At 48.9% G+C, this 13,115-nt stretch carries 13 protein-coding genes; 3 read left to right on the forward strand and 10 right to left on the reverse strand.

Annotated elements, in window-relative coordinates; all coding sequences use genetic code 11:
- Window positions 1–4 precede the first annotated feature (4 nt).
- Window positions 5–2,449 (forward strand): putative bifunctional diguanylate cyclase/phosphodiesterase, encoded by a 2,445-nt coding sequence (locus RH89_RS22910; RefSeq protein WP_004407161.1) that lies wholly within the window; start codon window positions 5–7, stop codon window positions 2,447–2,449.
- Here RH89_RS22910 and rimI read toward each other — a convergent pair.
- From rimI to RH89_RS22935, 5 genes are all read right to left on the reverse strand, one after another.
- Window positions 2,446–2,898, reverse strand: a complete 453-nt coding sequence (gene rimI, locus RH89_RS22915; protein WP_004407164.1) for a ribosomal protein S18-alanine N-acetyltransferase — start codon at window positions 2,896–2,898, stop codon at window positions 2,446–2,448. The two genes, RH89_RS22910 and rimI, sit on opposite strands and share 4 nt — an antisense overlap.
- Before the next feature lie 12 nt (window positions 2,899–2,910).
- Window positions 2,911–3,303, reverse strand: coding sequence for a DNA polymerase III subunit psi (locus RH89_RS22920; protein ID WP_038147090.1), 393 nt, complete (start codon window positions 3,301–3,303; stop codon window positions 2,911–2,913).
- A gap of 75 nt (window positions 3,304–3,378) precedes the next feature.
- Window positions 3,379–4,671, reverse strand: a complete 1,293-nt coding sequence (locus RH89_RS22925; protein ID WP_004407169.1) for a TRAP transporter large permease — start codon at window positions 4,669–4,671, stop codon at window positions 3,379–3,381.
- An 11-nt stretch (window positions 4,672–4,682) separates the two neighbouring features.
- Complete coding sequence (locus tag RH89_RS22930; RefSeq protein ID WP_004407171.1) at window positions 4,683–5,264, reverse strand: TRAP transporter small permease; 582 nt, start codon at window positions 5,262–5,264, stop codon at window positions 4,683–4,685.
- On the reverse strand, window positions 5,261–6,244 hold the full coding sequence (locus RH89_RS22935) for a TRAP transporter substrate-binding protein (protein ID WP_004407173.1): 984 nt from the start codon (window positions 6,242–6,244) through the stop codon (window positions 5,261–5,263). The genes RH89_RS22930 and RH89_RS22935 overlap by 4 nt, the downstream gene beginning before the upstream one ends.
- Before the next feature lie 191 nt (window positions 6,245–6,435).
- On the opposite strand from RH89_RS22935, the gene RH89_RS22940 reads away from it, so the two are divergent.
- Window positions 6,436–7,404: a LysR substrate-binding domain-containing protein gene (locus RH89_RS22940; RefSeq protein WP_004407175.1), complete on the forward strand. Its 969-nt coding sequence runs from the start codon at window positions 6,436–6,438 to the stop codon at window positions 7,402–7,404.
- A 35-nt stretch (window positions 7,405–7,439) separates the two neighbouring features.
- Here RH89_RS22940 and RH89_RS22945 read toward each other — a convergent pair whose 3' ends face one another.
- The 5 genes from RH89_RS22945 to RH89_RS22965 form a co-directional block, all read right to left on the reverse strand.
- Entirely contained in the window at window positions 7,440–8,345 is a 906-nt protein-coding gene (locus tag RH89_RS22945) for a D-2-hydroxyacid dehydrogenase (RefSeq protein ID WP_050811573.1), read from the reverse strand.
- 47 nt (window positions 8,346–8,392) lie between these two features.
- Entirely contained in the window at window positions 8,393–9,307 is a 915-nt protein-coding gene (gene ltnD, locus RH89_RS22950; protein ID WP_004407179.1) for an L-threonate dehydrogenase, read from the reverse strand.
- A gap of 1 nt (window position 9,308) precedes the next feature.
- Window positions 9,309–10,334, reverse strand: coding sequence for a transketolase family protein (locus RH89_RS22955; RefSeq protein WP_004407180.1), 1,026 nt, complete (start codon window positions 10,332–10,334; stop codon window positions 9,309–9,311).
- A complete protein-coding gene (locus tag RH89_RS22960; RefSeq protein WP_004407186.1) occupies window positions 10,334–11,173 on the reverse strand; it encodes a transketolase in 840 nt (279 codons plus the stop codon). Before RH89_RS22960 ends, RH89_RS22955 begins: the two co-directional genes overlap by 1 nt.
- A gap of 283 nt (window positions 11,174–11,456) precedes the next feature.
- Window positions 11,457–11,759 (reverse strand): hypothetical protein, encoded by a 303-nt coding sequence (locus RH89_RS22965; protein WP_004407188.1) that lies wholly within the window; start codon window positions 11,757–11,759, stop codon window positions 11,457–11,459.
- Window positions 11,760–12,063: 304 nt separating this feature from the next.
- Here RH89_RS22965 and RH89_RS22970 point away from each other — a divergent pair, with 304 nt between their 5' ends.
- Window positions 12,064–13,038, forward strand: a complete 975-nt coding sequence (locus tag RH89_RS22970; protein WP_004407190.1) for a helix-turn-helix domain-containing protein — start codon at window positions 12,064–12,066, stop codon at window positions 13,036–13,038.
- Window positions 13,039–13,115: the final 77 nt, after the last annotated feature.

Raw genomic sequence — 13,115 nt, forward strand, 5'->3', positions numbered from 1 at the left:
AGATTTGCAGCATCAGTCTAGAAAGTCACTCGCCACCCGCCAGACAAAAACCGTTTTTCTGGTTGCCGTAGCTTTGGGGCTGTTGTTCAGCTTTTATCAAATCGTGCTCGACTTTCACCGCGAGCGCGAAAAGATCGTTGCCAAATACAATTTGAAGCTGGAACAAAACTACGAAAATGCCAGCCAGGCGGCTTATCACGTGAGCTCTTTGCTGGCTCGACAGGTTGCTGACAGCATTATGGATGACAAAGCCATTCGGCACGTGATCATCACCGATGATTTTGACGACATTCTGGCGGAAGAATCCCGCACCTTTCATAAACAAAGCCAATTAAATCTTGCTCTGGCTGAGTGGTTGTTCGCTCAGGAGCGAGTTTATACCATGGAGCTGCACCAACCCGGAACTCAGCAGGCTGTGGGTATTCTTAGCTTTACCGTGAATGGAATTGCCTCTGCCAGTGGTTTTCTTGAACGCGCCAAATCTCTGTTGATGTTCGACCTGCTACGTAACGTGATTCTAGCCAGCATCTTAATGGTCTTCTTTTACAAAAAGCTGTCCAAACCACTGACCGACCTGACTTACTGGGTGCGTTCCCTACAGTTTCAGGGCGCTCAGCAAAAACTCCCGGGCGCGCTTCGCAACGACGAACTCGGTCAGCTTGCGCAGTCCTTTGAGATCATGTGGAACGAACGAGAGCTGGTCACTTCTCAGCTGAATGAGAATATTGAAGCGCTGGAAAAAAGTGAACACTTCGCCAGTACCATCATGGACAACTCCAGCGATGCCCTTCTGCTGATAAACCGTGAGGGCAAAATCACTCACGTTAATCTGAATGCCTGTTTTTTGCTGGGCTATGATCGGGAAGAGCTACTTAACTCACCTGCTGTAACCATCAGTGTGAGCTATTCGGTCGACTATCTGGACTTCAAGGTTAAGCAAACCTCTGATACCCAACCCACGTTATTCGAAGCCATTCACAGAAAAAAAGAAGGGGAAACCTTCCCTGTAGAAGCCACCGCTATTGAGCTGACCATGAACGACGCTCAAATGTTTCTGGTTCAGGCCCGTGATATTTCTCGCCGTAAACAAGCAGAAGTGCAAATTCACAATCTGGCGTATTACGACGGATTAACTGGCTTACCCAACCGAAAGCACCTGCTCGACAGGCTGGATGAATCTCTGAACAAATCGTATCGGACCAGTGAGTCCGGTGCCTTGCTGTATCTTGACCTCGACCGATTCAAAACCATTAACGACTCTCTTGGTCACGCCATTGGGGATCAACTGCTTCAGGCTGTTTCACTGCGAATGCAGAAACTGCTCGACCCGATTCATCTGTTTGCCAGAATCGGTGGGGATGAATTTGCGATTTTGATGCCGAATGTCACCTTAACGCAGGCAGAACTGCACGCCAAAGACATACTGTCTCTCGCCAGTTCTCCGTATGTGGTGGAATCTCACCACCTGTATTGCAGTATCAGCGTGGGGATCACCACCTTTCCAGATCCAGACACCAGCGCACTGGAATTGCTTCGTCAGGCTGACACCGCACTGTATCGCGCTAAATCCGCGGGCAGTAATACTTACAAAGTCTACGAGCCAGAAATGCGCAAGCTGGTGGACTCTTTTCTGTCGATTGAAAAAGGTCTGCACGAAGCACTCAACCAGAATCAGTTCGAACTTTTCTATCAGCCTCAGGTGAACCGTAACGGCGAGCTTGTCGGTGCTGAAGCTCTCATTCGCTGGAACCATCCGGAACAGGGAATCGTGCCGCCGGATACCTTTATGTCGATAGCGGAAGAAACCGGGCAAATTATCCCTATGGGAGCCTGGATTCTGGAACAGGCTTGCCTGCAAATGGCACACTGGAAAGAGAACGATATTGTACCGGAGAGCTTCAACCGGCTTGCGATAAACATCAGCCCGTTGCAGTTTTCTCAGGCAAACTTCGTTGAAGACGTAACAGGTGCAGTTGAACGCTCGGGCATATCCCCACAGGATATCGAGCTTGAGCTGACCGAAAATATGCTTTTGAAGAACATTGATACCTGCGTAGTCAAAATGGCACAGCTGAAACAGCGTGGATTTAAGATCGCCATTGATGATTTCGGCACGGGTTATTCATCTCTGAAGTACCTGAAAAGGCTGTCACTGGATGTACTGAAAATCGACCGATCTTTCGTAACGGAACTGCATCTGAATCAGAATGATACGGCAATTGTGGACTCCATCATTTTGATGTCGGAGCGTCTGGGGCTGGAAGTCATAGCAGAAGGTGTGGAAGTTCCAGAGGAGCTCAAAGCACTGACTTCATTGGGCTGTGAGCAGTTTCAGGGGTATTTCTTTGATAAACCGTTAGACGCACAGGGGATGGAAGAGAGGATGCGAAATCCGCAATACAAAGACCGCATCCAGAAAGAGCTCAAGCCTTCTAAAAAGAACGCTTAAAACGACAGAAACAGGTAGCTCATGATGATGGCGTCTTCTTTGCCTGTTGCTGTCGGGTAGTAATTGATGCGTCTGTCGACTTCATTGAAGCCTTCAGACTCGTACAAAGCGAAAGCGCCTTGATTACTTGCCCGTACTTCCAGCCAGGCGCTTTCTGCCTTCATCGCTTCGCATTGCTCTAGAAAAGCGTTCAGTAACACTCTGCCAAAGCCCTTTCCCTGATGCTCTGGGGCAACCGCGATATTCAGTAATGTCACTTCCCCAACAACATGCTGAGCGTAAAAATACCCCACCAATACTCCGTCAACCAGCAGAGCGTGATGACAAGCTCCACGTGAATTGAGGTCGCGAATCATGGACTCTTTCCATGGGTGGGAATGTGCAGTTTGTTCGATTGCCCACACCGAGTCTAAATGCTCGGCTTGAAGTGGCACTATGGTTTGATTCATAAGATTGGGGTTTTATTCATAAGATTTGATTTGCTTCCAGAGCGCCCGTTTGTGCTCTGTCTCCGATTCGACCAAAGAAAGCGCCGGAGAGTGTAATACCTTTACATCTGCAAGCTCAGAAGGTGGACACTGACAGAACCACACCCATTCAACGTGAGTTAACTCGACTCGATTCTGATGCTCTGGCGAAAGAAAAAACGCGTCATCAATGGTGAGGCTAAAGCTGCCCAACACCTTGATAAGAAACGCAACTTCTTCTTGATTGGGCTGTACTGGAGAAAGCAGAAGTAAGCGGCACTGCTCAGGCAGAGCCACAGTTGCAACGCTCACACCTTCCAGCCTTTCAGGATGGCGAAGCTGCCATTGATCGATTTGCATTTCTTGAAGGAAAGAAGCGTTACTCATAAAACAGGCACAGGTTGATTTGATTTATGCGCCGATAGTATCAAATCCACCTGTGCTCGTCATGATATGGAATGCTTAAAGGACCCAAGAAGTCAGTCCAGGTACAAAGCTGACCAACGCCAACACGAATAAAGCAACGAGATAGAATGGCAACAGATGAACAACAACTTTGCCCATCGGCACCCGCTCTATGGCGACGGAGACAAACAGCGTGGTCCCGACTGGTGGCGTGTATAAACCAATCGCCAGGTTCACCACCATCATCACTCCGAGCTGTATGGGCTCCAGACCGATTTTAGCGGCTACCGTCATAAAGATAGGTGCAAGCAGCAAGACAGCGGCAGGCAAATCAAGGAACGTACCTATCAGAATCATGAGCAGGTTCATGCCTAGAATGATCGCCCAGGGCGATTGCAGAGTACTGAGCATCCAATTAGCCAGATTCTCTGGCACACTTTCGAAAGACATGATCCACTGAAGGACGCTCGACCCCATAATGACCAGCATAATTACCCCGGTCATCATACCCGTGGTTAGCACGCATCGCAGCAACACATCCAGCGTTAGGTCTCGGTAGATTAATGTACCAACGATTAACGCATACACCACGGCAAATACACTGATTTCCGTTGGCGTGACCACGCCACCACGTGCCAGAATCACCACCAAAATTGGCATCATTAACGCCGGAATCGCTTTCACCCAGTTGCTCTTATTGCGAACGACTTTGCCATCAATGGTCATGCTCTGCCCATCCTCTTCCAGAGGTGAACGAGGGAGGTTTCTTACTTGGGCGACAGCAAAACAAATCAGGAAAATCAGAACCGTCAGCATCACGCCGGGTACAATGCCCGCCAGAAACAGTTTAGGGATCGACGTTTCCGTGACTAAACCATACAAAATCAAAGGAATGGATGGTGGAATCAGTACTGAAATCGTTGATGAAGAAGCGTTGACCGCCGCCGAGAAGCCTTGTGGGTAACCTTGTTTCTTCTGAACAGGAATCAGCGCATTACCCATAGCCGACGCATCTGCCACCGCGCTACCGGATACGCCGCCAAAAAACAATGAACCAAGTACGCTCACCTGTGACAGACCGCCTTTCATGCCGCCCACCAGCATTTTAGAAAACTTGATCAGGTACTCACCAAAACGACCAGACATCATAATATCGCCCGCCAAGATGAAAAACGGGATCGCCAGCATTGGGAAACTGGATGTCGGTTGATACAAATTAAGGATGGCTTCGAACAAATAAAGAGGCTCGTCGAGCATCATAGTCAGCCCGCTTGCCAAAAGCAGCGCGTGTGCGACGGGGGTCGCCAGTAACAACAGACAAACAAACGCAATGGCAGCCGTTGAAGACATAATTCACTTCCTTATGAAATATCCGTACTTTCGAAATTCAAATCACTGTCGACAAGAATGCGATAAAACGTCGTCAGTGCAGTCAGCCCTATCAATGCATAACCAACCAAAAGAGCGAGGTAACTCCATGACTGCGCAACACCCAGTGAGGTGAATGCGACGTCACCAGCGGCAAATGCCATACCTCCTTCAAACTCACCGAAGCCTAAATAGACATACCCGACCGTAATACACCCAACCAAAATGAGCTGTTGGACGATAAGCGTCATGACCTTAGCGACTCTGGGAGAACAGACAGTCAAAATAAACGATACACCGATGTGTCTGCCATGTTGCGCCGCCAGCACTGCGCCCGCCATGATGAACCACGGAAACACCAGTTGAATGATTTCTACCGACCAGTTCAGGCTGGAGTCTGTGGCGTATCTCAGTACGGCGTTGAAAAACGTAGGCGCCAGCATCACCACAAAGGACACCCACAAGGTCAACGCACACAAGTATCGAATCAGGGTATCCACTTTTTGAACAACGGGGCTTAACCACCCCGAACAAGGAGGCGCTGTAAGCAGCGCCTTTACTTCAGATTGTTTCACTTACTAACCTCAGCATCCGCAGCGGCTTTCTGAATTTGCGGTACAATATCGCCAATCTTCTGCTCCCACTTGGTGTACACACCTTTGGTTGCATCTTTGAAAGCCTGAGTATCTACTTCATTTAGCTTAGCGCCTTCTGCCGTAAGTGTTTGTTCCAGTCTTGCATCATCAATCAGGAACGAACCACGGTTGTACCAGGTGGCGGCATTCATCGCGTTCTGGATCATGGCTTTGTCATCCGCACTCAGCTTATCCCACCACTTTTTCGAAGCCAGAATCGGCGCCATTTCATATTTGTGGTTGGATTTAGCGATGTAAGGCGTCAGCTCATGAAGCTTAGAAGAGTAGATATTCGCCAGTGGGTTTTCCTGCCCTTCAAATACACCAGATTGCAGAGCCGCAGGTAATTCAGAGAACGCCAGTGGTGCTGGGTTGGCACCTAACGCAGTAAACGCATCAATCGTTACCTGACTTTGTGGCGTACGGATTTTCATGCCTTTAATGTCGTCGGGATGCTTGATGGCTTTTTTCACGTGGGTGATTTTACGAATACCGTTATCCCACCAAGCCAGTACGATGTAGCCTTTTTTCTCAAGCTTCTCGGCAATTCGCTCACCGATAGGACCGTCCAGAACTTCCCAAGCCTGAGGCAGGCTAGAGAACAGGTAAGGCAAACCAAATGCACTCAGCTCCGGCACAATTTCAGCCACAGGACCATCCGAGTTCACCGTGATTTGCATGGTCCCCAGACGAACAGATTTCAGCATTTGGCGGTCATCTCCGAGTGTGGCGGAGTGGGCAACTTTCACGTTGTATTTGCCGCGTGACGCCTGATGCAGCAAGTCTCCAAACATTTGTGCACTGGTTACACGTGGGTTCCCCGGTTTACCGTTAGTACCGATAACGATGTCGTCTGCCTGAACATAGCCACTGATCGCTACGCTGCAAGCCATTGCAAGTCCTAAAATCTTGGATTTCATAATAATTTCCTTATTCATGAGCGCCACAGGCGGTTTCTTTATCACGAGAAAACTCTCGGTATTGCACTGTTTATTACACCCCTGCACCCATGCCTTATCAACATCAATATATTAACCATATATTAACTTATACTTAACATTTTTACCTTTTTCATCCAGAATCAGTTAAGAAATTCTTAAAAGAGATGGGTATGTCGAGACACTTAAACATGAATGCCGTGATGTATTTCGAAGCCGTCGCCCGGCATTCGCGTGTGAATCTGGCGGCTGAAGAACTGCAGGTTTCCCCTTCAGCAGTGAGCCAGCAGATAAAAACCTTGGAAGAGCAAATGGGCGTGATGCTGTTTCGCCGGGTCAAGAAACGTCTGATTCTGACGGAACAGGGAGAGCGCTTTTACCACGCGGCTTCCGGATCGATTCGAATGATCAAAGATGCTCAGATACGGCTAACGAACCAACGGGAATACCAACGCCTGATGATCCGCGTTTCCGCCAGTTTCGGAGTCCGATGGCTCAGCAAAAGACTGTCGCATTACGTGCAGTCGAACCCCGATATGGATTTGCACATTGATGCGACCTCTGAGCTGACGGACTTCGACAAAGAAAAAGTCGATCTAGAGATTCGCTATGGTCTTGCTCCGCCCCCAACCCTTTACAGTCAGTCGTTAATTACAGATCGCGTGTTGCCGATGTGCAGCCCTGAGTTTGCGCAGAAAAATCAAGGGGAATCACCGAGTGAACTGCTCGCCAGCAGCAGCCTGATCCACACGGTAAAGGCAGAAGTAACGTGGCGACATTGGTTACAGGCAAAAAAAATTGCCGATGTTGATGACCTTCACGGATTGCGATTTGATCGTTCTTCTATGTCCTTACAAGCTGCCAAAGACGGGTTGGGCGTGGTACTGGAAACCGCAACTCTGGCAATGGAAGAGTTAAAGTCCGGCACTCTGGTTCCACTGTTTCCCGACCTTGGCACCCTGGATTTTGAAACCTACTGGCTCATCTGTCCGGCTCGCTACCTCAATCACACCTCAGTGAAACGCTTCGTCCAGTGGATAGAGAGCGAAGCCAGCCAGCATGAATCCGAAAAACAAAGCATACTGGCAACACTTGGGGTCACTGGCTCTGCTCCTTTTCAGCCTGAGGTAATATCAAACTAAACCGGAGCAGAGAGAGTTATGGGTGTTGACGACACTTAAATTTCATTCCCCGTGAAACGACCTTCGACATGCCCTTCGATGTTATCGATAACCTGTCGCCACACCTCCTGCATCGCTGCCAGAGATGCCCAAGCCGTATGCGGTGTCACTATCACATTGGGTAATGAGGCAATTTCGAAGATAGGGTGATCGTTGCGAGGTGGCTCCTGAGTCAGCACATCCAAGCCGACAGCAGCAATCTGCTTGTCTTTGATCGCCTTCACCAACGCGGACTCATTAATCAGCCCGCCACGTGATGCATTGACCAAGATCGCCGACGGTTTCATCCATGTCAGCTCCTTTTCGCTGATCATATCCCGTGTATTTGGTGTTAACGGCGCGTGCAGAGAAATCACATCACTGGTTTCAATGACTTCCCCAAATGGCAGATAGCCTTCCCGGCACATTTCCGACCCTTTGCGTTCAGCAAACACCACTTCCATGCCCATCGCACGACCGATTTTTGCCACAGCTTGTCCTATCGCACCAGAGCCAATAATGCCAAGTCTTGAGTTCGCCAAATCCTGAATATCATGGTTAAAAAAGCAAAACTGCTCGCTCTTTTGCCATTCGCCATCAATCACATCCTGACGGTATCCGACCAAGCTGCGTCTCAGAGCCAAAATCAGTGAAAAAGTGTGCTCGGGAACGGTATTCACTGCGTAACCGCGGACATTGGCAACCGTGATGCCTCGGGCTTTGCAGGCATCAAGGTCAATTACGTCGTAGCCCGTTGCTGCCACCGCCACCATTTTTAAGCGGGGAAGCTGCGCAAGGGCTTCCTCACGAATGGGCACTTTATTGGTCACAACAATATCGGCGTCGACTAAGCGCTCAACAACCTGATCCTGACGCGACTTTCCATACTCAACCCACTGGTGCTCAAAGCTGGGTTTGGTCATTTCAACGCCAGGTCCTATGGTGTCCCGGTCAAGAAATACGATGCGTTTCAAGACTTCACCTCCGAGTTTTGAGCTGAGTTGAGCGAATGGTCCATCAAGGCTTCATATACTTTCACCACAGCAGAATCGTCGAGCTTGCCATGACCCATCCCAGAAGCGGCCACCAGCATTTGATGTGCAGCAGAACTCAATGGCAGAGCCGCCTGAAGATCTTTTCCGGTTTGCAGTACCAAATCCAAGTCTTTGACAAAAATGTCCACCATGGAGCGAGGTGTGAAGTCTTCATCCAGCATGTGAGGCACACGGTCACTGAACATCCAGCTGTTCCCCGCTGACGTCGACACAATATCAAACAAGGTTTTTACATCGCACCCAGCTTTCGCTCCTAGGGCAATCAGCTCTGCCGCAGTAACGAGATGCACGCCAGCCGCCAGTTGATGCACCACTTTGTAGGTGGAGGCCATTCCGGGATCAATACCAAGTTGATGCACTTTTTTGCTGATGGCATTTAACACACCATCTGCCTGCTGGAATGCGTGCTCACACCCTGATGCCATGACGGTTAATGTGCCTGAGTCTGCCCCCACTTTTCCGCCAGATACTGGCGCATCTAATAACACCAGATTGTAAGAGGTGAGCTGAGCCGCTATTTTGCGAGTGTCGGATGGCGAGACCGTAGAGCACAGCATCACCACCCCATTTTTTGCCATGTTTTTGGCTGCGCCCTGAGCAAACAGGACTTCTTCTGCCTGAGCCGCATTCACCACCATCAGCACCAACAGATCGCAATACTCAGCAGCGTCAGAAACAGAAGAACAGGGAGAGCCACCGATAGACTGAAAGCGCGTGAGTGCGTCAGGAGATACATCATATCCACGCAATGCAATACCGCTGCCGATAATGTTGCGTGCCATGCCTTGTCCCATGGAGCCAAGCCCGATTAATGAAACCTGTGCCGTCATATCAGTCACCTAACCAGTCTTTGACCTGCGAAACAATTCGCGAAACCGACAAGCCATACTGATCATGCAGGCTTGGCAAAGCCCCCGCATCCAGAAAAGCATCTGGCAATGCGATTTGTCGGCATGGAGCGTGAATACCATTGAGCAGTAATTCACTCATCACGGCTTCACCTAAACCACCGACCCGGCTATGGTTTTCTGCGATCACCACCAATCGCCCGGATTTACTGGCTTCGCGCTTAATGGTTTCAACGTCCAACGGCTTAATGGTTGGCACATGCAATACGCCACAGGAAACGTTGTCTTGTTTCAATTGCTTGGCAGCTTCCAGCACACGCATGGTCATCAGACCGGTCGAAATAAAGAGCACATCGCTCCCATCGATAATGGTTTTGGCTTTGCCCAGTTCAAACTGGTAACCGTATTCACTGAGGACATCCGGCACCTGCCCGCGCAGCAAACGCATGTAAACCGGCCCCTGATATTCGGCGATGGCATGGGTCGCCTGCTGAATTTCAGTGGCATCACAAGGATCCACAATGGTCAGATTTGGCAGACCACGGAATATCGCAATGTCTTCTGTCGCCTGATGGCTTGGACCGTATCCTGTCGTCAGCCCCGGCAGCGCACAGACGATTTTCACGTTCAGCGATTCTTCCGCAATCGCCATGCAGATAAAGTCGTAAGCTCGGCGTGAAGCAAATACGGCATAGGTCGTGGCAAAAGGTGTAAATCCTTCCCTCGCAAGCCCCGCCGCCGCGGAAATCATCACCTGCTCCGCCATGCCCATCTGGTAAAAACGGTCTGGGTTTTCTTTGGCAAAAACGTGCAGATCGGTGTATTTGGACAGATCCGCTGTCAGCCCGACAATTTTGTCATTATTTTTCGCCACCTCATTCAGAGCATGGCCAAATGGCGCAGCGATGGTTGGCATACCTTCCGCCGCCAGCGACGCTATCATCGCCGAGGTGCGTTGCCTTTCACCAGCAGGTGCAGGTGTTCTTGGTTCGTACTTGGACTTTCTCATTATGCTCTCCCTGCATCCAAAATCTCGATGGCTTTATCCCACTCATCTGCTTCCACACGCAGGAAGTGATTCCTTTCACGTTGCTCCAAAAACGGCACGCCTTTGGCCATTTTGGTATTGCAGATAATCACTCTGGGCTGTGCAGCATCCAGATTGCGCGCAGTATCGAACGCTTTGATCACTTCGGAAAGATCGTTGCCATCAATACGCTGAACATGCCAGCCAAATGCGCGCCACTTGTCATCAAGAGGCTCAGAGCAAAGCATGTCCTGAGACGGACCATCAGCCTGCTGGTTGTTAAAGTCGACCACAGCGATAATGTTGTCGAGTTTATGATGCGATGCGGACATGGCAGCCTCCCAGGTGGAGCCTTCCCCAAGTTCCCCGTCGGACAGGAGGTTGTAGATAAACGACTCGGACTGTTTTCGTTTCAAGCCAAGCGCAGCCCCTACCGCAATGCCTAGCCCATGCCCAAGTGACCCGCCTGTTATTTCCATTCCGGGTGTGTACGCTGCCATGCCCGACATCGGCATTCGGCTGTCATCACATCCATACGTTTCCAGCTCATTTTCTGGAAGAATATCGGCTTCAATCATCGCCGCATAAAGCGCAATGGCGTAGTGACCGATAGACAGATAAAGTCGGTCTCTTCCTTCCCATTCTGGGTTATCTGCCTGATAGTTGAGCGCGTGGAAATAACACACCGCCAACACATCGGAAAAGCCCAGCGCCTGCGCAATGTAACCTTGCCCCTGCACCTGCCCCATTCGGAGCGCATTGCGCCGAATCTTGTATGCACGATGCTCTAACGCTTGAATATCTGCTTGTTTAGATTCCATTTTTTCGTTGTCCTTACTTTGAATACAAAGCTAACGGCTGGAATACGCCCTGTGCGATTTGCCACTGAACACTCAGTGCTCGCTTCCTCACAGGCAACTTGTTAATAAACCGTTAACATTGCATTTATCTTTGCGTATCGAAGAATGGGAAAAAAGCTAAGAAAAGTGACCAGTTGTTTAGAATTTCTAAACTACATCAGAGACAGAAAAAGGAAGCTTGCTGAAAAATGGGCATAAAAAAGGAGCACCGAAGTGCTCCAAACATAGAGAATAAATGACGTTGTTAGAGATCGCGCATCAGGATTTCGAACTCTTCCGTTGCATCATCAATGCATTCCTGAAGAACTCGTGCGTCACGGTGGCAAAGTGGTAGCCGCCACGTTTTGCCCGTTCTTGCGTTAGGAGTTTGCCCAACCAACTCCGTAACATTTCCTTTACGTTCGAATCGCAATGAATCAAATTCAGTTTTCAGGCTCTGGTGGCTTTCTTTAATTTCTACTGCCACCGTACCAATCGGGTTAACTTCAATGTGTGCCTTGGAATGAGACACATCGTTCAGAGCACAATCTAAATGTCTAGCCAGCATAGAAACCTCTCCCTATTTCCCAATCAAACTGTTCACAACCGCTAAAACAGTATAGTCAATAGACTGAGCTTGAGAGAGAAGATTGAGGAAAATTTCACTTAAAGTGAATAAGAAATTGATTACTATCAAATTAAATCTTGAAAAATTTGAGCTCCGACCGCACAGAAAACCATGCTAAAGAGACAAGAAAAGGCATCCTACATTTGAACGATAGTGTGCAATTTTCTTACGTGCTAGTGTAAACAAAATGTTAAACAAAGTTTCTAACTAAACATCGAAAATTGTCTGGGTAAGGAGTCAAAAAATGGCGAACAATTCTGAGTTAAAAGATTGTCATCTTACCGCCTTTAGTGAAACGCTCCTTGCGATCTACGATATCGCCCGTCACTCCAGTCTGGAGGATTTCCAGCGTAACGTTTTGGAAGAAATTGAACTGCATTTGCCGCATTCAAGTGCCTGGTGGGGAAGAGCCTCCATTCATAATGACGGACCTCACCTGCACAGTACTCATCTAAAAAACCTGACTGACGCATACCTGACAGAATGGAAAGCGATGCGTGAAAATGACATCACGGTTGAGCGAGTATTCGACGCTCCGGGAAAAGCCATCATCATTGATTTTTCTGACGATGAAACACCAGCAGAGCTCAAGCAGTTAGGGGAAAATCATCATATTGATCAACTGCTTTGTGTTATCGCGATTGATCCCGTTACTCAGCTTTGTGATCACCTGGCTCTTTACCGGCAACGTCATGAACCGGATTTCACTCAACAGGATATTGCGCTTCTTAGTTGCCTGATGCCCCATCTTGTTTCTGCAATGGCAACCAATCAGCTTCGGACTTTGTACAACCTTCGTGAATCCGTCAATCCTCAGAGAGTGGCGTTCGCCATTTGCGATAACAAAGGTATTCTGCAAATGTCTGAGCCTTCATTCACTCAACTCATATTGCAGGAAATTCCAGACTGGAAAGGTCCGCAGTTGCCTCAGGAGTGGTGCCAGTCTGAATTCTCTGGTCAACACATCTCAATCAGCCTTGATCGCATAGGCGGGCTCTTATTGCTTCAGGCCAGACTAAGAGATCAGGCAGACCATTTGTCCAGCCGGGAAATGAGTGTTGCCAGACTAATGAATGAAGGCATGACTTACAAAATGATCGCCAGAGAACTCGACATCGCACCCAACACAGTTCGGCATCATATCCGTTCTATGTATCAAAAACTCAATGTGCATAACAAAGCAGAATTAGTGCGACTGATGCAATCGTCTCTGCATTAAACGCATTCCACGCAAGAATACCTAAATCAACAAAACACAAATCATAGCAACGCCTTTGGCTTGCTAAGGGTTCGTGC

Source organism: Vibrio nigripulchritudo ATCC 27043, assembly GCF_000222685.1.
GTDB classification, from domain to species: domain Bacteria; phylum Pseudomonadota; class Gammaproteobacteria; order Enterobacterales; family Vibrionaceae; genus Vibrio; species Vibrio nigripulchritudo.

Excerpts from the sequence above, each read along its gene's own strand:
- rimI (WP_004407164.1), bottom strand. The coding sequence starts at position 2,898 with ATGAATCAAACCATAGTGCCACTTCAAGCCGAGCATTTAGACTCGGTG.
- RH89_RS22920 (WP_038147090.1), bottom strand. The coding sequence starts at position 3,303 with ATGAGTAACGCTTCTTTCCTTCAAGAAATGCAAATCGATCAATGGCAG.
- RH89_RS22925 (WP_004407169.1), bottom strand. The coding sequence starts at position 4,671 with ATGTCTTCAACGGCTGCCATTGCGTTTGTTTGTCTGTTGTTACTGGCG.
- RH89_RS22935 (WP_004407173.1), bottom strand. The coding sequence starts at position 6,244 with ATGAAATCCAAGATTTTAGGACTTGCAATGGCTTGCAGCGTAGCGATC.
- RH89_RS22940 (WP_004407175.1), top strand. The coding sequence starts at position 6,436 with ATGTCGAGACACTTAAACATGAATGCCGTGATGTATTTCGAAGCCGTC.
- RH89_RS22945 (WP_050811573.1), bottom strand. The coding sequence starts at position 8,345 with ATGACCAAACCCAGCTTTGAGCACCAGTGGGTTGAGTATGGAAAGTCG.
- ltnD (WP_004407179.1), bottom strand. The coding sequence starts at position 9,307 with ATGACGGCACAGGTTTCATTAATCGGGCTTGGCTCCATGGGACAAGGC.
- RH89_RS22955 (WP_004407180.1), bottom strand. The coding sequence starts at position 10,334 with ATGAGAAAGTCCAAGTACGAACCAAGAACACCTGCACCTGCTGGTGAA.
- RH89_RS22960 (WP_004407186.1), bottom strand. The coding sequence starts at position 11,173 with ATGGAATCTAAACAAGCAGATATTCAAGCGTTAGAGCATCGTGCATAC.
- RH89_RS22965 (WP_004407188.1), bottom strand. The coding sequence starts at position 11,759 with ATGCTGGCTAGACATTTAGATTGTGCTCTGAACGATGTGTCTCATTCC.
- RH89_RS22970 (WP_004407190.1), top strand. The coding sequence starts at position 12,064 with ATGGCGAACAATTCTGAGTTAAAAGATTGTCATCTTACCGCCTTTAGT.